Raw genomic sequence first — 20,080 nt, 5'->3', positions numbered from 1 at the left:
CTGGTCACCCAGCGAAATCCCTACTTCGCAGCGAGGTTTTCGTTGGTCAGCTTGGTGACACCCTGCTCGGCCTTCTCGACCAGCGAGGCCGGCGGCTCGAAGTGCTTGCCGTACTTGCCCGCGAGTTCCTTGGCACGCGCGACGAAGCCGGGCACGCCACCCTCGTAACCGTTGATGTACTGGATGACACCACCGGTCCAGGCGGGGAAGCCGATGCCGAAGATAGAACCGATGTTGGCGTCCTCGACCGAGGTGAGCACACCTTCGTCGAAACACTTGACGGTCTCGAGGGACTCGGCGAAGAGCATGCGCTCCTTCATGTCCTCGAGCGGGATCTCCGTGGTGCCCGACTTGAAGTGCTCACGCAGACCCGGCCAGAGCTGGGTGCGCTTGCCGTTCTCGTCGTAGTCGTAGAAGCCCTTGCCGTCCTTCTTGGCGGTGCGGCCGTTCTCGACCATCCAGTCGACGACCGCGTTCGAGCCGTGCTGCGGAAATTCCTTGCCCTCGGCCTTGGCCGCTGCCTCGGTCTCCTTGCGGATCTTCTGCGGCAGGGTCAGGGTCAGCTCGTCCATGAGCTGCAGCGGCGCGGCCGGGTAGCCGGCCTGGGTGCCCGCATGCTCGATGAACGCCGGCTCGACGCCCTCGCCGACGGCCGCGATGGCCTCGTTGACGAAGGTGCCGATGACGCGGCTGGTGAAGAAGCCACGGCTGTCGTTGACGACGATCGGGGTCTTGCGGATCGCCAGCGTGTAGTCGATGACCTTGGCCAGCACGGCATCCGAGGTCTTCTCACCCTTGATGATCTCGACCAGCGGCATCTTGTCGACCGGCGAGAAGAAGTGGATTCCGATGAAGTCCTCGGAACGCTTCACACCCTCGGCGAGGATGGTGATCGGCAGCGTCGAGGTGTTGGAACCCAGGACGGCGTCGGGCTCGACGATGTCCTCGATCTCCTGGAACACCTTGTGCTTGACCTCGACCGACTCGAAGGCGGCCTCGATAACGAGGTCGACGCCCTTGAAGTCGGCGGCATCGACGGTCGGGTGGATACGGGCGAGCAGCGCGTCGCTCTTCTCCTGGGTGGTCTTGCCCTTGGCGAGAGCCTTCTCCTCGAGCTTCTCCGAGTAGCCCTTGCCACGCTTGGCGGCGTCGAGGTCGATGTCCTTGAGGACGACCTCGATGCCGGCCTTCGCCGACACGTAAGCGATTGCCGCGCCCATCATTCCGGCGCCGATGACGCCGACCTTCTTGGCGGTGAACTTGTCGTAACCCTCGGGGCGCGAGCCGCCGCCGTTGATGTGCTGCAGGTCGAAGAAGAACGCCTTGATCATGTTCTGCGCGACCTGGCCGGTGACCAGCGAGACGAAGTAGCGGGTCTCGATGATGTCGGCGGTGTCGACGTCGACGTAGGCGCCCTCGACCGCGGCGGCCAGGATGGCGCGCGGAGCCGGCATGTTGGCGCCCTTGATCTGCTTGCGCAGCAATGCCGGCAGAGCCGGGAGGTTCGCGGCGAACGCCGGGTTGGTGGGGGCACCGCCCGGGATCTTGTAACCCTTGACGTCGAACGGCTGCTGAGCCTCGGGGTTCTCCTTGATCCATGCCTTCGCGGCGGGGATCAGTTCCTCGATGGAGCCGACGACCTCGTTGACCAGGCCGGTCTCCTTGGCCTTGGTCGGGTTGAAGCGCTGGCCCTGGAGCAGAACACCCATGAGGGCGTTCTGGATACCGAGCAGACGGACGGTACGCACGACGCCACCGCCGCCGGGCAGCAGGCCGAGGGTCGCCTCGGGCAGGCCGATCTGAACACCCTTGACGTCCGCGGCGATGCGGTAGTGGGTGTGCAGCGCGATCTCCAGGCCGCCGCCGAGTGCGGCACCGTTGATGGCCGCGACGACCGGCTTGCCCAGGGTCTCGAGACGACGCAGCACCTTCTTCATGGCGTTGGTGGTCTCGGTGATCTGCGTGGCGATCTCCTCCTTGGAGACACCGCTGCGATCGCTCGTCATGTCCTTGAGGTCGCCGCCGGCGAAGAAGGTCTTCTTCGCGGAGGTGAGGACGACACCGGTGATGTCGTCCTTCTCGGCCTCCAGGCGATCGACGGTCGCGGCCATCGACTCCTGGTACAGCGCGTTCATCGTGTTGGCGCCCTGGTTGGGGTCGTCCATGGTCAGGATGACGACGCCATCGGCGTCCTTCTCCCAGTTGATCATGTTGTCACTCATGGTGATTCGCAGAGTTCTTTCTCGTGAAGTGGTCATCGCTGCCCCCTGAGGAGCGAGCGAAGCGACGCGCCCCGCCGCCCCCTGAGGAGCGAGCGAAGCGAGCCTCGAAGGGTCAGAGACGCTCGATGACGGTCGCGACGCCCATGCCGCCACCGATGCAGAGGGTGATCAGGCCGTAGCGGCCGCCGGTGCGCTCGAGCTCGTCGAGGCAGGTGCCGTAGATCATCGCGCCGGTTGCACCGAGCGGGTGACCCATGGCGATCGCGCCACCGTTCACGTTGACCTTCTCGTGCGGGATCTTCAGATCCTTCATCCACTTCATGACGACCGAGGCGAAGGCTTCGTTCAGCTCGAACACGTCGATGTCGTCGACCGTCAGGCCGGCCTTCTTCAGAGCCAGCTCGGTGGCCGGAGTCGGGCCGGTGAGCATGATGGTGGGCTCGCTGCCGATCTCGGCGAAGGACACTACGCGGGCGCGCGGGGTCAGACCGTTGCGCTTGCCCGCCTCCTCGCTGCCGACGAGCACGAGGCCCGAACCGTCGACGATGCCGGAGCTGTTGCCGCCAGTGTGGACGTGGTTGATCTTCTCGACGCTCGGGTACTTCTGCAGTGCCACGTCGTCGAAGCCGGCCATGTCGGCCAGGGCGGCGAAGGCGGCCTTCAGCTTGCCGAGGCTCTCGACGGTGCTGCCGGGACGACGGTGCTCGTCGTGATCGAGGACGGTGACGCCGTTGATGTCCTTGACCGGAACCACGGACTTGGTGAAGTAGCCGCTGTTCCATGCCTTTTCGGCACGAGCCTGCGACTCGGCCGCGTAGGCGTCGACATCCTCGCGCGAGAAGCCCTCGATGGTGGCGATCAGGTCGGCACCGATGCCCTGCGGGACGATGTAGTGGTCGTATGCAGTGGCCGGGTCGGTGAACAGCGCACCGCCGTCGCTACCCATCGGGACGCGCGACATCGACTCGACGCCACCGGCCAGAACCAGGTCGTCGAAGCCGGAGGCGACCTTGGCCGAGGCCAGGTTGACGGCCTCCAGACCCGAGGCGCAGAAGCGGTTGATCTGGGTTCCCGGGACGGTCTCGGGGAGACCGCTGTTGAGGGCGGCGGTGCGCGAGATGACCGCGCCCTGCTCGCCGACCGGGGAGACGACACCGAGGATGACGTCGTTGACGTCGGCCGGATCGAGGCCGCCGTGACGCGACAGGACCTCGTTGATGAGACCGGAGACCAGGTCGACCGGCTTCACGCTGTGCAGCGAACCGCCGCGCTGCTTGCCACGAGGCGTACGGATCGCCTCGTAGATGAATGCTTGATCAGGCACGAAAGTGTTCCTTTCACACGAACCACTGGTTGGTTACCCACCGAGGCTAACGCGGAATAACTAGTTTGGCTATACCCGGTGGTCAAGAGGTCTGGCGTTCTGTCGAATGTGCGCTATGGTCTGTTCACCATGCCTGACCGCAAACCCGCCACCCGCACCAGGGGCGCCGACCGCAAACGACAGCTCGTCGACTCCGCGGCCGCGCTCTTCCTCCAGCGTGGGTATGCGCAGGTCTCGCTGGCCGACATCGCGCGCTCGGCGGGGGTCACCGCGCCGTCGGTGTACCGGCATTTCGACGACAAGCAGTCGCTGCTGGCCGCGGCGGTCCTGGCCGGCGTCGACGATCTCGAGTCCTGCACCGACCGGGCGCTCGCCGACGGCGTCGACGCGAACTCGCTGATCTCGACGGTCTGCGACCTGGCCGTCCAGCGTCCCCAAGCGGCATCGCTGTGGCGATGGACCAGCAACTACCTCACCACCGAACAGAACAAACTGGTGGCAGTCCGCACCCGCGAGGTGATCGGCCACTGGGCGTCGGCGCTCGCCGCCCGGCGCACGGATCTGACCGACCGTGAGGCCGTGCAGTTGGCGTGGGCGGTATTGAGCGTCAGCGGCAGCCTCACCGTGCACCACACCCGCATGTCCGGGGCGCGTGCACGTGACGAGATCGAGAAGCTCATCCGCCGAATTCTCGCCCTGAGCCCCGCTGCGGCACCGCCGTTCGCGACGTCGCCGACGGTCACCTCCGTGCCCGGTTCGCGGCGTGACGAGATCCTCGACGCCGCAGCCGAGTTGTTCGCCGACCGCGGCTACACCGATGTCGGCGTCGACGAGATCGGCGGCGCCGTCGGCATCGCGGGTCCCAGTGTCTACAAACATTTCCCGTCGAAGCTGGCCATCCTCGTCGCCATCGGACAGCGTAGCGGCGCGCGCCTGGAGGCGGGGGTGATGGCGGCCTACGGCGCCACCTCGGACCCCGCGAAATTGCTTGCCTCGCTCGTCGATTCGTATGTCGACGTGATCACCAGCACCCCGGATCTGTCGGTGAGCTTCAACAACTCCCCCGCGCTCGCCGGACAAGCGAGCGCCACCGATCTCGTCGACGTGCAGCGACGTTATGTGGCGCGCTGGGTGGATCTGCTCATGCAAGTCGATCCGGAGATCAAGCGCGATCAAGGCGCGGTCGCCGTGCACGCGGCGCTCTCGATCGTCAACGACGCCGTGCGCATGCGACGCGGCTCGAAGAGTCCGCAGTTCGCCGCGCGGATGGCGTACCTCATGAAGGGCGTGCTCGCGCTCTGATCCGCGCCGACGCGGAGTGCGCTGATTCGTGCCGCGGCTCAGATGAACCGACGCTGTCCACGTTGTTACGTCCGGCACGAGAGAGGGGGCACGATGTCGGTAGCTGTGGATGACGGTTCCGGATCCAAGCGCGCGCAGATTTTGACCGTGGCGACAGAACACTTCGGCACAGTCGGTTACGAACACACGAAGTGGGCATCGATCGCCGACGAGGTCGGCATCGGACAGACCGCGCTCTACCACTATTTCGAGTCGAAGGCACACTGTCTTCTGACCATCATGCGCATCCAGCTCGCCGATTCGATCGAGCGATTCCGAGCAGGGACCGCCGGTATTCCTGACCCGGTTGAAGCCTTCGGCTCAGCAGTTGCGTCATCGCTGCGCGGGGAAACCGTCGACGTGCTGCAGCGACGAATAGTCCAGAACCAGATTGTCATCCTGGGTACTCCTCGCCGGTCGGACGGAGAAGAGGCCGAACGCGTCCGGTCGCGCGAACTGGTCGCCGAGATCGAGAGCAACTGGGCACACCTGATCAAGCGTGGAATGGACGCCGGCGATTTCGTCGACGGGGACGCCATGCTCCAGGCGCGTCTCGTACTGGGCGTCCTGGGGAGTGTGTGGCGCTGGTACCGCCCGGGTGGCCCGTTGTCTCTCAACGACGTGATCCGCACGGTATCGGACGCGACGATGCGGATGCTCTCCGCGCGTTAGACCGACCCTGCCGGACCGGTCTGCCCGCTATGCTGAGCCGACGCCGGAGATGGGACTCGGATCGGATGAACGACGCCTCGGAAGCGCGGGACCGCCCCCGCTACACTCGCGACGAACTGGTCGCCGAACTCGGACTGTCCGCTGATTTCGCCGAGAAAGCTTGGAATGCATTCGGTTTCGTGCGTCAACCGTCCTCGGACAAGGTTTTCTCCGATCGCGACCTCGCCGCGCTCCGGATGTTCGCATCCTCTTCGGCGGCGATGCCGGAGACCAGCCAGATCGCGATGGCCCGGGCAATCGGACAGACGATGTCCCGACTCGCGGAGTGGGAGGCCGACCTGCTGCGTGACATCGTCGACGACCCCGCGGTGCCGTGGGACTTCGACCAGATGAGCCTCGCGCTCGGCCAGATCCAGCAACTCATCTGGCGTCGGCACATGGCGCAGGCGATCGAGCGTCACACCGATCACTCCGACGACGAGGAGATCGACCTGATCGTCGGATTCGCCGACATCGTTGGTTACACAAGCCTTTCCCGGCGTATCGATCTGAATGACCTGGAGTCCCTGCTCGGTTCGTTCGAGGACGACACCTTCGACGTGGTCGTGGATCATGGTGGTCGCGTCATCAAGACGCTCGGCGACGCGGTGATGTTCACCTTCGACGACGCACCCGCCGCCGCGAGTGCCGCGCTCGAGATCCATCAGCTCTCCACGGACGACAGTCTTCCGCCGTTGCGTGTCGGCATGGCGCGCGGCTCCGTCCTCGCCCGGCTCGGAGACGTCTTCGGCGAGCCGGTGAACATCGCCTCACGCCTCGCCGGATCCGCCCGTCCCGGAACCACACTCATCGACGACGCGATCGCCGATCAGCTCGGCGGTGATGACCGCTTCTACCTCAAATCGATACCGACACTGCGCGTTCGGGGGTACAAACACCTCAAGGCCCGTGTCCTCGAAGCACACCACAACGGTCCGCTGAGCGACTGACCCACTGGCGAACCTCATTTCGACCGATGGACTTCGATCGAAGTCCATCGGTCGAGTTGAGGTTCGCCGGTCAGAGCGACTCATGGCTGTGGATGGTGGCGAGCTGTGTGCGCCCTGCCCGACTATCGTCTCCGTCGAACATTTATGGTGGTTCGCGAAGTCAAAGGGGGAATTTTGTCTGACTTGATCGTCGATCCAGCGGCTGTCGGGGCGTCAGCGACGGAGATCTCGAGATGCGCGTCTCGTCTGATGGCGTTGGAACTCACCTCGCATGCCGGACTGGACGGTACGACGGCTACCTTCAGCCAGTTGGCCGGACAGTTCCGCGGGGCTTCGAGCGATATGTCCGCGGTGGCGGCGGGTGCGGACGAACGGATCGCATCCGCGCTGGCCAATGTGTCCGGCACGGTTTCCTCGTTCTCCGAACTGGTGCTCGGTGCCAAAGACACCACCGTCGAGACCGATCAGGCGAGTGCGAGCACGATCAAGGACGCCACGGCGTATCCCGCACGGCAAGGACAGCAGACCGACCACGTGGTCCCGCTCAGCGTTCTGCTGTCGGTCCAATAGGTCGTGCCGCCCAGCTATGACGACGTCATGTCCTGGAACCCCGAGGTCATGACGTCGATCGCGAATGGGATCACTCGACTGCAGGCACATCTGGAGGTCGAGGCACCAAAGGCCGGAGATCCCGTCATCAACCTGACCCGCGCACAGTGGACGGGGGTCGCGCGTGGGCCCGCCGACGATCGCGCGGAGGGGATCACACGATGGATTCGCGGTGTTGCCGACGAGTTCGGTGATCTGGCTTCCGTACTCACGAACGGACAGAGCAACATCCGCGACGCGATGAAGGCTCTCGAGACCCGAACCAGCCTTGCCGACTCCGACGGCTACGTCCTCGACCGCGGAAGCCGCGAGTACACAGTCAACTTCGACGCCGGTCGCGCACCCGAGGGTGCCGAGTACGACGCGGGACGAGCCTACGAACACCACGCCGCGCTGATCGGTCTCGGCACCGCGGCCGATAACGCGGTCACCGCGACCCGAGACGCGATCAATTCCGCACTCGGTGAACTCGGCGGCATGACACCCGCTGCGAACGCGGTCAACCGCGGGATCGTCGATGCGAGTCTCGCGGCCAGTGACGCCGCCGCGGTGCGCAATGGCACGGCAACTCTGGAGCAGCGGGGGCGCTTCCTTCGCGCAATGAACCTGACCCCGGAGCAATTGGAAAAGTTGAAAACCGGGCAGCCCACAGACGTCGATCCTTCAAGACTGGAGTACCTCAAGAACGCGTTGGGGCTCCCTGCAGGAAGCTCGCTTGCGGGGCCCGCGGTCACCACCGCACTTGGCGCCCTCGAACAACGCGGCCAGGATATCCGCTACGCCTACGACACCGATCGCCCCGGCGGACGCCATTCAGCGGGACGCGCGGGATTGACCCCGGATGACCTCTCTCGTCTCAACAAGATCGGCACCAATCTCTATCGCGGTTCCTTGGTCGGAGGCGTGGTGGTCACGGCGTTCGACGAATGGAGCAAGTACGAACGCGGTGAACAGGATGGCGGAGACGCGGTCGCCTCGGGCGTTGGTGCGGTGGGCGGCGGCGTGCTCGGCGGCATGGCCGCGGGGGCAGCTATAGGATCGTTCGCTGGTCCGATTGGCACAGCAGTTGGAGCAGGGATCGGCGCTGCGATCGGCAGTAATCTCGGTTCCAAAACCGGCAAGTGGGTGAAAGGGATTTTCGACTGATGATGGCCAGCAGAAAGGCGGTCAGGGTCGGGCGACCTCGTCATCGATCCAGGCGGCTTCCAACCAACTACTACACCGCGTATGTCACTTCCCGCCTCCAGAACGTGCTGGTATGCCTGCCGGCATCCCTCGCATTTGTTCTCGGTCTGCTCACCGGAGGAGCTCTGTCGTGACAAGAGCAAGCACGTGATCGCTGCAATCGAGTACGCGATCGTGAATCTCGGCAGCACGGCGACGCTTCGCGCTTCGACGCCGGCGCTGGATTTCTCGCCGGCACCGGCCTGGTATGACATGGACACCGAGACCGCTCACGAAGCTAGCGCAAGTCGAGTCCTCCTACGTTCGGAGAGTCCGGTTCCAGAGTTCGTCTCGAACGTGGTGGTCCAATACTTCGACCTGGGCCCCATTGACGTCCTTCGGTTGGACACACTCGATACCACGCTGGACATCGCAGCACTGGAGAACGCTACAGTGCTGAACCACAGTGCGCACCGAGACGGCTATCTCTGTGTGGACGACGGAAACTACACAGCCAAGGGTCGCGAGTTGCGCCTTCGCCGATCGCAGTTGGCCTACCGCGGATCGGATGGGCACTCGATGCTGTCCCTGTTCACCGGTACCGTCCCGATCGCCGATTGGGACCGGGTAATCAGCGAGATCACCGAGATGGAGGACCGTTGGCTGCGGACGACGACAACAACAAGTGGCGGGAACTGAGGACCTACTTCAGTGGGAGGTTCTCGATGTTCGTCACCTACCCGATCCTCTGTTTCATACTTGGATTGGTCCTGGCCTACTTCACCAGCACGTCCTGACCACGGCGCCGAGAGCTACCGGTGAACCTCACGCCGACTCTTCGACTTCGATCGCAGTCCAGCGGTCGAGCCCTGTGTCGGAGTTCGTGTTCGGCGCGACGATGACGCGGCGCGCATCGTCAAGTCGCAGGGAGCAGTATGTAATCGAATCACGACGTCAGAAGCCGAGGTCCCTCGAACAAGTCGACAGATCGGCACCCGCACATGCAGGGAAGACCACGGCCCCGTCACCTCGCAAAGTCGCTTCCGCGTGGGCTCGACTACTGGTTCGGCGGCGTCAGGACCTACACCCGCCACTTCTTGGCGGTCCTGCCATCTGCTTCGATGTTCGGTGTCGGACTGTTCGCTGGCATCAGCATATTCACGTGACAGGCGGCCGAATAGGCGGTCGTCAACCGCGGCGGAACCGTCCGCGCGGCATGACGATCGGTAGCGGCCTCGGATCAAGCGAAAGCTAACTGATGAAAGGACCATCCGCCCGATGAGTCGTCGCTACGAGCGACGGCATAGGCACGCAGAAGGTCGAGAGCCGGCAGAGGCGTTCTCAGCACGCCTTTCACAGTCCGCGTCGGACGCGACCAGCTACCTCATCAACGCTGCGATCTGCCTTCCGTCGGGGATCGTAATCTTTGCCCGTATGTTCTGTGGCCACGCGATAGCCGGTTGAGGGGCCGAGCCCCAACCCGCCAGACCTCAACTCGACCGACAGACCTCGATCGAAGTCTGCCGGTCGAATTGAGGTCTGGCGGTCACAGCGAACCCGGGCCCACGGCGCTGATCCGCACCTCACTCGCCTTGACCACCAGGTAGACGGCGAGGCCCGCGACGAGTCCCAGGTCGGCGACCGCCGGCCAGGTGACCTCCGCTGCGACGATCTGCGCGCCCACCTCCGCCGTCACCACGGCGTGGTCACCCCGGGGCGCGACGTCACGGACGGTCGCGGCCAGCGTCGTACGCGGACTGCCATGCGGCGCTTCGAGATAGACGGCGACGGCGCGCGGCGAGAACGTGGCCGCTGCCCCGGCCCCCGGTGAGGGTCCATCGACCTCGACACCGCCGACGACCCGATTGCCGGAGGCGTCGACGACGGCGTCGCCCGCGTCCATGCGTCCCACGAACAGGTTGAGCCCGGACAGCGACGCCGCGAAACGACTGGTGGGTCGTGCCAGAACCGCACGCGTCGGACCGGATTCGACGACGCGACCGTCCTCGAGGACCAGGATGTCGTCGGCCAACCCGAGAGCGTCCACCGAGTCGTGGGTGACCATGATCGTCGTGCGGTCCCGATCGGCGAGAAGTGTGCGCAACAGCGCCCGCAATCGGCTCGCGACGTCGACGTCCAGGGCCCGAAACGGTTCATCCAGCAGCAGGATTCGGGGCTGCGCCGCCAGCGCTCGGGCGATAGCAACCCGCTGCGACTGGCCGCCGGAGAGCTGGTGCGGTTTACGGTCGGCGAGGTCGGTGACCTCCGTTGCCGTCAGCCAGCGTTCCACTCGTGCCCTGATCTCCGACCTCGAGAGACGCTGCGCCGAGGGCGCGAACGCCACGTTGTCGGCGACCGTCAGATGTGGGAACAGCCGCGCGTCCTGTGACAGTAATGCGATTCCGCGCCGGCTGGGCGGCACGAAGGTCGTCGCGTCACAGAACACCCTGTCGCCGAGCACTATCCGGGACCGATCGTCGCCGCGCACCAGTCCGGCGATCGCGCGCAGCATCGTCGACTTGCCGGCGCCGTTGGGCCCGACGACCGCGGTGGTCGCGCCCGCGGCGAACCGGTGCTCGACCCGCAACGCGGGCACCTCGAGGTCGATGATCACCTCCAGATCCGCGCCGGTCACAAACCACCCCCGACGCGCGAACGGCGGCTGTGCACTCCGACGACCACGATCAGGGATACGACAACCAGGATGAGCGACAACGGGATCGCGGCCTGTGGGTCGTCGATGGCCGACACATAGATCGCAAGTGGCGCGGTCTGGGTCACCCCGGGCGCGTTGCCGGCGAACGTGATCGTCGCACCGAACTCGCCCAGCGCCCGCGCGAACGCGAGCACGAGACCCGCGAACAGAGACGGCAGGACCAACGGGAGCGTGACCCGCCAGAGCGTCCGAGTCGGCCCCGCACCCAGGGTCGCGGCGACCTCCTCGTATCGCGTCCCGACGACGCGCACCGCGCCCTCGACGCTGATCACGAGGAAGGGCAGTGCGACGAAACTCTGCGCCAGTACCACCGCCGTTGTCGTGAAAGCGATGTCGATGCCGGCCGCATGCAGATGTTCACCGACGACCCCGAGCCGGCCGAAGGTGTACAGCAGGGCAAGACCACCGACCACGGGCGGTAAGACCAAGGGCAACAACACGAGTGCGCGGAGCACCCGGATCACCGGACCGTCGTATCGCGCGAACACCAGTGCCATCGGCACCCCGACCATCAGGCAGATGGCGGTGCTGCACGCGGCGGTGATCAGTGACAACCGCAGCGCGTCGAGCGACGAGGGCGACGAGATCTGGTCGACGAAGGTGCCCCACGGCGAACGGAAGAGCAGCGCCAGCGGAGGTAGCACGATCAACACGACGCCGATCAGTGCCAAGCCGTACGTCCAACCGGGCAACCCCGCCGGGTCCCGTCGGGAACGAAGGACCGTGCTCAAGGCGCCCCGAACCCGGCGTCGCGCAGGAAGCGCTGACCGTCCGCGCCCAGGACGAGGTCGACGAACTGCGTGGCGAGTTCGCCATCCCCGGCGCCGGCGAGCGCCGCGATCGGATAGGAGTTGACCACGGCGGCGAATGCCGGATCGGTCACGGTGGCCACCCTGTCGCCGGCTCCGCGCGCGTCGGTCACATACACCACGCCCGCATCCGCTTGGCCGGTCGTCACCTTGGTCAGCACCGCGCTCACCGACTGTTCCTCCGAGGCGGCGTCGATGGTGACACCGGTGTTGCGCTCGACGGTCTCGGTCGCGGCGCCGCACGGTTGAGCCGACTGGCAGATGACCGTCGTGACGTCAGGCTTGTTCAGATCGGAGAATGACCGGATCCCGCGGGGATTGCCCGGCGCCGTGACGATCACGAGTGTGTTGGTGGCGAAGACCGCCGGGTCGACGGCGAGATCACCCAGCTTGCGCATGTTCTTCTCGTCGGCGCTCGCGAACACATCGGCCGGCGCCCCCTGCTGGATCTGGTTGGCCAGCGTCGACGATCCGTCGAACGAGAGTCGTACCGTGACGCCGTCGTGCTGTGCCTCGAACTCATCGGCGATCGCCGTGAACGTCGTCTTCAGCGACGCCGCCGCCGAGATGTCGAGGGTCGAGGCCGCAGACCCGCCGGCATCTGAGCCACCGGACGAGGACCCTGCCACGATCAGCAGTCCGGCCGCGGCGACCGCGACGATGGACCTCCTCATCTGGCCTCCCTGTTGGTCTCGACGATCACCGTCGTCGCCTTGACGACGGCCGTGGCCACGACGCCGGGCCGTAGATCGAGTTCGTGAACTGCGTCCGCACTCATCAACGACGTCACCTCGAACGGACCGCATTGCAGGGTCACCTGAGCCATCACCGCGTCCGTGCGGACATCGGTGACGAGACCGGTGAACCGATTACGCGCCGAGCGTCCGACCGATGCCCAGTCGTCCGGTGCCACCGCGCGCTCGCGGGCCAGCGCGGCGAGCCGTGCGCCATCAACGGTGGCGACCGGTCCGCCATCGGACTGTTCCAAGACGCCGGTGGCCACCCACCGTCGAACCGTGTCGTCACTGACGCCGAGCAGAGTGGCTGCGTCTTTGATCCGAATAGCGGTCACGACGACATCTTATCCGCATATGCGGAGATATCGGTCTCCGGCATCCGCAGGCACGGATCTCAAAAAGGTTGACTTCAACTCAACTTGAAGTCTTACGCTCGGTTTCGGTCCGACCGTCGGATTCGCAGCCCCGCAACCGATGAATTCGGTGCGGGCAGACGGTCTGACTTCGAGTACGAGATCGCCACACCCCGAACATGCCCTGAATTGTTCCCTGACGTCACCCGCGCGCCACGTAATTCGGTCGCGGCTGTCACACCCCCTCTATACCGTGGAGAAACATGAGCTCAGTCACAGTTCCCACCACCGCGCCGGGAGAAGTCGCGACGGCCGATGTCGCCATCGAGGCCATCGACCTCGTAAAACGCTTCGGCGATTTCACGGCGGTCGACGGCGTCAGTTTCACCGTGCCGCGGGGTTCCGTGCTCGGCCTGCTGGGCCCCAACGGCGCCGGCAAGACCACCACTGTCCGAATGATGACCACCCTGTCGCCGCCCACGAGCGGGACAGCCCGCATCGCCGGCTACGACGTCCGGGAACAGCCCGGGATGGTCCGCCAGAACATGGGCCTCACCGGCCAGGCGGCCACGGTCGACGAGATCCTGACCGGCCGCGAGAACCTCCGCATGATCGGCGGTCTGTACGGCATCGGACGCAAGACCCTCGCGCGTCGATCGGAGGAACTCCTCGAGCAGTTCTCCCTCTCAGAGGCCGGTGACAAACAGGTCAAGTCCTATTCCGGCGGAATGCGCCGCCGACTCGACCTCGCGGTCAGCCTGCTGGCCACGCCACCGGTGCTCTTCCTCGACGAGCCGACCACCGGCCTCGACCCGCGCAGCCGTTCCGAACTCTGGGACGTCCTGCGCGATCTGGTCGCCGACGGAACCACGTTGCTGCTCACCACGCAGTATCTGGAGGAGGCCGACCAACTCGCCGACGACATCGTCGTCATCGACAAGGGCACCATCATCGCGCACGGCACGTCACTGCAGCTCAAGGAGCAGGCCGGTTCGGCCAGCCTGGTGCTGACCGTCTCGCACGCCGACGACCTGACGACCGCCGAGTCGCTGTTGCGCAAGAACGGGGCGGAGGTGTTCGTCGACGTGGCGGCCCGCCGGCTCACGACAGCCGCAGCCGGCCTGGGCGACCTGCCCCGCGTCGCCGCCTGGTTCGACGAGAGTGGCATCTCCGTCGACGACTTCGGACTCTCCCGGCCGAGCCTCGACGACGTCTTCCTCTCCCTCACCGGCCACCGCGCCGAGGAGTCGAGCAACACCGACGACACCGACAACACCACCGACGAGGAGCGTTCCTGATGACCACCACGGCACAGACCCACGCTGTGGTCGCGGACAAGCCGCGGATCCACCCCACCACGATCTGGCAACAGGCGTGGATCATGGTGAAGCGCAACATGATCCACACCAAACGGATGCCGGAGATGCTCTCCGACGTGACCATTCAGCCGATCATGTTCGTGCTGCTGTTCGCGTACGTGTTCGGCGCGTCGATCCAGACCGACTCGGCGTCGTACAAGGAGTTCCTGCTCCCGGGCATCATGGGTCAGACGATCGTGTTCACCGCGTTCATCGTGTCCACGGGCATCACCGCCGACCTTGAGAAGGGCATCATCGACCGGTTCCGGTCACTGCCCATCCAACGGTCGTCGGTGTTGATCGGACGCAGTATCGCCAGCCTGCTCCACAGTTCGATCGGCATCGTCGTCATGGCCGTGACCGGCCTGGCCATCGGCTGGCGGATCCGGGGCTCGTTCGGTGAGGCGGTCCTCGCATTCGCGCTGCTCCTGCTCTTCGGCTTCGCGATGATCTGGTTCGGCATCCTCATCGGTTCGTGGCTGCGGACGGTCGAGGCCGTCAACGGCTTCATGTTCTCGGTCCTGTTCCCGATCACGTTCCTGTCGAACGCGTTCGTCCCGACCGAGCCGATGCCCACCTGGCTCCGGACGATCGCCGAATGGAACCCGATGTCGTCACTGGTCCAGGCATTGCGTGTGCTGTGGGGTAACGGCCCGGCATTCGGTCCGGATGCGGCTCTCCCGCTGCAATATCCGGTCCTCGCCACCCTGATCTGGACGGTCGCGCTGACGCTCATCTTCGCGCCGTTCGCGCTGCGCGCCTACAACAAGCGAACCTCGGATTAGACCACCACCCGACCGAGGTTCGTCGACGCGACCCGCTCAGGCAGTCAACGTGATTGCTTGCAGCGGGTCGCTGTATATCGCGTCGAGAGACACCGCGCCGGCGGCCTGCTGCTGCACGGTCGCTCCCGAATGTGACACGCGCACATCCCGTTTGCTCACGATCGAGGTCTTGCGCACGGCCTTCGCGACCGTCGGCAGGCCGGCCGCGTAATCGGTGAACGCCTGTCCGCCGAGGATGATGTGATCGGGATTGAAGATGTCGGCGATCAGCCCGACCGTACGTCCGAGCACCTCCGCCCGCTCTTCGAGCAGACGACGTGCCGTGAGGTCACCGCTGCGGGCCAGGGCGTGGACATCTTCCACATCGGCTACCGAGAGGCCGAGTGCGCGTGCAGCTTCCACGACACCGGTGTCGCTCACCGCGGGCTCCAGGCGCCCCGTCCGGTTCGGGTCGAGCAACGTGGTCGATCCGGTCGGGAAGTGACCGATCACCGGCGGTCCCGCGGTCGGCGTGTGCACGGTCCCGCCGACGCTGAACGCGATGCCGAGCATCTCGCGCGCGTAGAAGTACAGGAAGCTCGACTGCTGGTCGTCGGGGTTGAGCACGAGTTCGGCGGCTGCCATGGCCTCGACGTGGGACGCAACCGACACCGGCAGTCCGACGGCCTCGGCGATCGTCCGGCCGACCTGTGCGCCCTCCCAGCCGAGCCGGGGATGGTCGACGATCCCGCCGTCGGCCACGCGCCCACCGAGCGCGACACCGACCCACAGCACCCGCCGGCCCGTCCAGCGCTCGGCGAAACGCCGTGCGCTGACACCGATGGCGGTGAGTGCTTCTTCCGGTGAATCGGCATGCGGGGTAGGGATCTGGATGGCCCCGACGACGCGATGCAGCAGGTCATGGGTGGTGATCGCGGTGACCTTGTATCCGATGTGGATACCGAGGGTGAGGAACTCGGAGATGTTGACCTCGAAGGGCAACCGCGGCCGCCCGATGGCGCCCGAGGGCGCAAGGTCGGCCCGTTCGCGGATCAATCCCGCCTTCAACAGCGCACTGACCTGGCGATTGACCGTGGAGATGCTGAGCCCGGTGCGCTCGGCCGCATCGTCGCGGAACAGCGGGCCGGACAACCGGGCGGCCCGGAGGACGAGCGCCGCGGGTTTGGTCGACAACTCCAGGCGCGGCGTTGCGACGTGCACCCGCTGGTCCCCCTTCACTGGTCCGCGTCGGTCGGCGACCGGACCCGGGGTCCGAGTCGGCGGTACGGAAGTCAACGGTACGGGCTGGCGCGTGCCCTGAGGAGCACGACGCACCGCGCGGGTGACCGGCTGACGCCGGACAGGAGAGGCGGGGGCGTTGCGCAAAGTACGGGTGGAGAGTTCGGGCAGTGTGGCGGTCATGATCGTCCTCGTCGAAAGACCCCGCGCATCGCGGGGCGGAAGCCGGAAGCTGGTGCTCTGAGAAGAGACTCGAGAAGCGACGCCCCGGGGAGGAGATTGACTCGGCGGGGGTCGGTCAGCGCATTCGACGACTACAACAGAGAACGCGTGCAAGCGGCAGACGACAGCCCAGCGCGGTGGTCACGTAGGTGACCTCCGTGAGCCTGTGGTCGGCACTTGTCATGCGGATCAAGCTAGCAACGCGGCCCCGTACCGGCAAGCCCGTCCCACCCCTGGTCACGGGCACCGACGACCGGTCGCACACGCGTCCACCGGCGAGAATAGGCCCGTGGCGCGACGCGGACAGGGGTTGCACTCAGCCTGATCCGAACTCGTCCGGCGTCCGGTCACTCGACCTGCGAACCGATGGAGAAGCGGACCGTGGTCGGCTTGGCCACTCGGGTCGAGCCTGTCGGTGCACCCCGGTAAATTGTGAGCATGACCACAACCAGCCCCGCGGCTGAGTCCAGCGTCGCGACCGACACCGAGTTTCTCGAGGTCAGCGAGCCGTTCCGCCGCGAGATCATCGCGCACTGCTACCGGATGACGGGGTCCCACCACGACGCCGAGGATCTAGCCCAGGAGACCTTCCTCCGCGCATGGAAGGGCTACGGGAAGTTCGACCATCGGGCGTCCGTGCGCACGTGGTTGCACAAGATCGCTACCAACACGTGTCTGACCGCTCTGCAGAGTTCACAACGACGCCCCCTCCCCTCCGGCCTCGGTGGCGACGCCTTCGACCCGACCGACGACCTGCTGCAGAACCACGAGGTGCCCTGGCTCGAGCCGTATGCCGGCACGGCCGACGAGATCGCGCCCGGCGACGACGCGGACCCCGCGTACGTGGTCGGCGCCCGCGAGTCGGTACGGCTGGCGTTCATCGCGGCACTGCAGCATCTACCCGAACGGCAGCGCGCAGTCCTCGTCCTCCGCGACGTGCTGCAGTGGCGCGCCGCCGAGGTCGCCGACACCATCGGTGTCACCACCGCCACCGTGAACAGTTTGCTGCAGCGGGCCCGCGAGCAGGTCAAGACCGCACACCCGCAGCAGGATTCGGTCGGAGTCGACGCCGCGACGACACTCGACGACGCCGCCAAGCGCGAGCTGCTGGCCCGCTACGTGTCGGCCTTCGAACGCTACGACGTCGACGCGATGGTGGAGCTCTTCACCGACAAGGCGATCTGGGAGATGCCGCCCTTCACCGGCTGGTACCAGGGCGCAGAGAGCATCGGAACCCTCATCCGTTGCAACTGTCCGGCCGAGAAGGCGGGCGATCAGATCATGCTGCCCACGACAGCCAACGGGCAGCCGGCCTACGGGCTGTACATGCGCGAACCGGACGGCGTCCACCGACCGTTCCAGCTCCAGGTGCTCGAGATCGACCCGCAGACAGCCAAGGTCAGCCATGTCGTCGCCTTCTTCAGCGACGACATGGAGAGCGATTTCGCACGCTTCGGTCTGCCGGCGACCCCGTACGACGCACCGGCACGCACGTCGCCGAGCCCCTGGCACTGAGACCGTCCGGTTCGCGCGGCGCCGATCAGTCGTCAGCGGTCTTCGGGATCTGCGAGGGGTCCATCCACACGATCTCCCAGGCATGACCGTCCGGGTCACAGAAACTGCGGCAGTACATGAAGCCCAGGTCCTCGGCTGCGCGGAGTTCCCGGCCGCCGCAACCGAGTGCCGCTTCGGCGAGCCGGTCGGCGTGTGCGCGGCTGTCAGCGGAAATGGCCAGCAACGACTCGCGGCCCTGCAGTGGGTCGGCGACTGCGGTGGCCGCGTAGCCGGCGAATCGTCGTCGCTGCATGAGCACGACCATCGCCGAGTCGTTGATCATCATGCACGCGCTCCCGGCATCGCAGAAGATCTCGTCGAAGTGGAAGCCGAGCGATCCGAAGAACCGACGAGACCGCGCGACGTCTACGACGGGCAGGTTGACGAACAGCATCGGCGTCACGGGCGCACTCCAGACATCTCGGGGTCGCTGATACTGACCGGCCCGACGCCTCGAACTCATCGAAGCCGACATAGGGTGCAGGAATGGGTGTGATCTATCTGGTTCGTCATGGTCAGGCGAACGCATTGGCGTATGGCATCGCCGACGCCACCGACGATCTGAGCAACGGACCCGGCGGTCTCACCACGGCCGGGGCCACACAGGCCGCGCTGTCCGGTGGATTCCTCGCCGGGCAGATCGGCACCTTCACCGCAGCCGCCAGTGGCGACCTCCCGCGCCAGCAGCAGACGCTGAGCGGCGTGCTGGGGGCTTTCGACACCGGTCGACCTCAGCCGCACGTCGACCCGGGGTGGAACGAGTACTCACTGCCCGCACTGGTCGGCGAGGCCACGCCGGAGATGTATCGCGACGGCCGCAGCTACCAGGAACAGCTCGACAAGGGGCTCGCGGCCTGGATAGCGGCCGGCGAGCACGACGCAGCTCCTGGCCTCGACGGCGGCCCCGCCGAGAGCTACCCCCAGTTCAAGGCGCGCGTCTCCGACGCGGCCGCCCGCGCCACCGAGCTCGCCGGGTCGGGTCAGACGGTGCTCGTGGTGTCCTCGGCCGGCACCATCACCCAGTGGATCGCCCAGTTGTGGGGCATCCCCGACGAGACCTGGCCGGCGATGGCCCGCACGATGGTCAACGCGTCGATCAGCAAACTGATCGTCGGACGCAGCGGCGTCTCGGTGGTGTCGTTCAACGAGCACGGTCACCTGTCGGACCGCGACGGCGGGATCGCGACCTTCCGGTGACCCTTCGAGGCTCGCTCCGCTCACACCTCAGGGAGCAGTGCGGCTCAAAACCTACGCCCGGTGCAGGTTCTCGCCGGGTCGGGTGATGACAACGTTCGGAAGCACCGCGTACCGCGACAGCTGGGTGATCGAGTGGGCGATCACCGCGATGTCGTCGGCCGTGATCATCTCGTCGGCAGGAATGCGGTCTTTGAGCCAGTCGGTCATGTCGGTGTTGACGTAGCCCGGTGCGATCGTCGTCGCGCTGACCCCGCTGCGTGACTCCTCGAGATTGAACGTCTCGCACAACGAGATGAGCGCCGCCTTGGTGGCACCGTAGGCGGACAGCTCCGGCTCCGGATAGACGCCGGTGATCGACGCCACGGCAATGACTTTCGCGGCCCCATGGGCCTCTGCGGTGGCGCGCAGGGCGGGCAGCGCGGACTGAAGGAGGATGTAGGGAGCGCGGACATTCACTTCATACAGCCGGTCGAATCGCTTCACCGGGAGGTCGGCGATCGCCCCCTTCGAGCCCATCCCGGCGTTGACGATCAGCGCGTCGAACCGCCCGAATGCCTCCGCATGAGCCGTACCGAGCGCGCTGATGGCGTCGGCGTCGGTCATGTCGGCGGGGACGACCTCCACCCGCCCGGCGCCACGCTCGAGAAGCTCGGCCGCCTTCTTCTCCAACGCTTCTCGACCACGGGCACTGATGGTCAGGTCCCAGCCGTCGGCGGCGAACCGGTCGGCGATGGCCGCACCGATCCCCCTCGACGCCCCGGTCACCAGCGCAGAACGATTGTTGTCCGATTCACTCATTGCCTACCCCCT

The 20,080-nt window shown here is 66.1% G+C and carries 19 protein-coding genes; 10 read left to right on the top strand and 9 right to left on the bottom strand.

Features of this window, described 5'->3' with window-relative positions:
- Nucleotides 1-20: 20 nt before the first annotated feature.
- Nucleotides 21-2,222: a 3-hydroxyacyl-CoA dehydrogenase NAD-binding domain-containing protein gene (locus tag Q9R39_RS10725; protein ID WP_058252263.1), complete on the bottom strand. Its 2,202-nt coding sequence runs from the start codon at nucleotides 2,220-2,222 to the stop codon at nucleotides 21-23.
- Between the two features lie 112 nt (nucleotides 2,223-2,334).
- Nucleotides 2,335-3,546, bottom strand: a complete 1,212-nt coding sequence (locus tag Q9R39_RS10720) for an acetyl-CoA C-acetyltransferase (protein WP_058252264.1) — start codon at nucleotides 3,544-3,546, stop codon at nucleotides 2,335-2,337.
- Between the two features lie 129 nt (nucleotides 3,547-3,675).
- Between Q9R39_RS10720 and Q9R39_RS10715 the strand changes: the two genes are divergently transcribed.
- From Q9R39_RS10715 to Q9R39_RS10690, 6 genes are all read left to right on the top strand, one after another.
- Nucleotides 3,676-4,848: a TetR/AcrR family transcriptional regulator gene (locus tag Q9R39_RS10715; protein WP_078113304.1), complete on the top strand. Its 1,173-nt coding sequence runs from the start codon at nucleotides 3,676-3,678 to the stop codon at nucleotides 4,846-4,848.
- Nucleotides 4,849-4,941: 93 nt separating this feature from the next.
- Nucleotides 4,942-5,559 (top strand): TetR/AcrR family transcriptional regulator, encoded by a 618-nt coding sequence (locus Q9R39_RS10710; RefSeq protein ID WP_058252265.1) that lies wholly within the window; start codon nucleotides 4,942-4,944, stop codon nucleotides 5,557-5,559.
- 65 nt (nucleotides 5,560-5,624) lie between these two features.
- A complete protein-coding gene (locus Q9R39_RS10705) occupies nucleotides 5,625-6,548 on the top strand; it encodes an adenylate/guanylate cyclase domain-containing protein (RefSeq protein ID WP_311277461.1) in 924 nt (307 codons plus the stop codon).
- Nucleotides 6,549-6,653: 105 nt separating this feature from the next.
- A complete protein-coding gene (locus Q9R39_RS10700) occupies nucleotides 6,654-7,118 on the top strand; it encodes a hypothetical protein (RefSeq protein WP_307848070.1) in 465 nt (154 codons plus the stop codon).
- A 48-nt stretch (nucleotides 7,119-7,166) separates the two neighbouring features.
- Nucleotides 7,167-8,303: a hypothetical protein gene (locus tag Q9R39_RS10695; RefSeq protein WP_242697033.1), complete on the top strand. Its 1,137-nt coding sequence runs from the start codon at nucleotides 7,167-7,169 to the stop codon at nucleotides 8,301-8,303.
- 186 nt (nucleotides 8,304-8,489) lie between these two features.
- A complete protein-coding gene (locus tag Q9R39_RS10690) occupies nucleotides 8,490-9,020 on the top strand; it encodes a hypothetical protein (protein ID WP_058252322.1) in 531 nt (176 codons plus the stop codon).
- A gap of 847 nt (nucleotides 9,021-9,867) precedes the next feature.
- Here Q9R39_RS10690 and Q9R39_RS10685 read toward each other — a convergent pair.
- The 4 genes from Q9R39_RS10685 to Q9R39_RS10670 are packed head-to-tail and all read right to left on the bottom strand — an operon-like array spanning nucleotide 9,868 to nucleotide 12,918.
- Nucleotides 9,868-10,956, bottom strand: coding sequence for an ATP-binding cassette domain-containing protein (locus Q9R39_RS10685; protein ID WP_311277460.1), 1,089 nt, complete (start codon nucleotides 10,954-10,956; stop codon nucleotides 9,868-9,870).
- Entirely contained in the window at nucleotides 10,953-11,768 is an 816-nt protein-coding gene (locus Q9R39_RS10680) for an ABC transporter permease (protein WP_082652945.1), read from the bottom strand. Before Q9R39_RS10680 ends, Q9R39_RS10685 begins: the two co-directional genes overlap by 4 nt.
- On the bottom strand, nucleotides 11,765-12,520 hold the full coding sequence (gene modA / locus Q9R39_RS10675; RefSeq protein ID WP_058252270.1) for a molybdate ABC transporter substrate-binding protein: 756 nt from the start codon (nucleotides 12,518-12,520) through the stop codon (nucleotides 11,765-11,767). Before modA ends, Q9R39_RS10680 begins: the two co-directional genes overlap by 4 nt.
- Nucleotides 12,517-12,918, bottom strand: a complete 402-nt coding sequence (locus Q9R39_RS10670) for a molybdopterin-binding protein (RefSeq protein ID WP_058252271.1) — start codon at nucleotides 12,916-12,918, stop codon at nucleotides 12,517-12,519. The genes modA and Q9R39_RS10670 overlap by 4 nt, the downstream gene beginning before the upstream one ends.
- Before the next feature lie 281 nt (nucleotides 12,919-13,199).
- On the opposite strand from Q9R39_RS10670, the gene Q9R39_RS10665 reads away from it, so the two are divergent.
- Nucleotides 13,200-14,234, top strand: coding sequence for an ATP-binding cassette domain-containing protein (locus Q9R39_RS10665; RefSeq protein WP_058252272.1), 1,035 nt, complete (start codon nucleotides 13,200-13,202; stop codon nucleotides 14,232-14,234).
- On the top strand, nucleotides 14,234-15,079 hold the full coding sequence (locus Q9R39_RS10660; protein ID WP_058252273.1) for an ABC transporter permease: 846 nt from the start codon (nucleotides 14,234-14,236) through the stop codon (nucleotides 15,077-15,079). The genes Q9R39_RS10665 and Q9R39_RS10660 overlap by 1 nt, the downstream gene beginning before the upstream one ends.
- A gap of 36 nt (nucleotides 15,080-15,115) precedes the next feature.
- Here the strand turns inward: Q9R39_RS10660 and Q9R39_RS10655 are convergent, their stop codons facing one another.
- Nucleotides 15,116-16,279, bottom strand: a complete 1,164-nt coding sequence (locus tag Q9R39_RS10655; RefSeq protein WP_058252323.1) for an ROK family protein — start codon at nucleotides 16,277-16,279, stop codon at nucleotides 15,116-15,118.
- 678 nt (nucleotides 16,280-16,957) lie between these two features.
- Here Q9R39_RS10655 and Q9R39_RS10650 point away from each other — a divergent pair.
- The gene (locus Q9R39_RS10650; RefSeq protein ID WP_058252274.1) at nucleotides 16,958-18,034 is read left to right on the top strand and encodes a sigma-70 family RNA polymerase sigma factor; all 1,077 of its coding nucleotides are present in this window, start codon (nucleotides 16,958-16,960) and stop codon (nucleotides 18,032-18,034) included.
- 25 nt (nucleotides 18,035-18,059) lie between these two features.
- Here Q9R39_RS10650 and Q9R39_RS10645 read toward each other — a convergent pair whose 3' ends face one another.
- Entirely contained in the window at nucleotides 18,060-18,476 is a 417-nt protein-coding gene (locus Q9R39_RS10645) for a VOC family protein (protein ID WP_058252275.1), read from the bottom strand.
- 83 nt (nucleotides 18,477-18,559) lie between these two features.
- On the opposite strand from Q9R39_RS10645, the gene Q9R39_RS10640 reads away from it, so the two are divergent.
- Nucleotides 18,560-19,270 carry a histidine phosphatase family protein gene (locus Q9R39_RS10640; protein WP_058252276.1) on the top strand — a complete coding sequence of 237 codons (711 nt, stop codon included), beginning with the start codon at nucleotides 18,560-18,562 and terminating at the stop codon, nucleotides 19,268-19,270.
- Nucleotides 19,271-19,321: 51 nt separating this feature from the next.
- On the opposite strand, the gene Q9R39_RS10635 is transcribed toward Q9R39_RS10640, so the two are convergent.
- Nucleotides 19,322-20,068, bottom strand: coding sequence for an SDR family oxidoreductase (locus tag Q9R39_RS10635; RefSeq protein WP_058252277.1), 747 nt, complete (start codon nucleotides 20,066-20,068; stop codon nucleotides 19,322-19,324).
- Nucleotides 20,069-20,080 lie beyond the last annotated feature (12 nt).

The organism is Gordonia sp. AC31, from assembly GCF_031844505.1.
Taxonomy (GTDB): domain Bacteria; phylum Actinomycetota; class Actinomycetes; order Mycobacteriales; family Mycobacteriaceae; genus Gordonia; species Gordonia hongkongensis.
The sequence above is the reverse complement of the archived record's forward strand: the minus strand, read 5'-3'. Positions and strand labels throughout refer to the sequence as shown.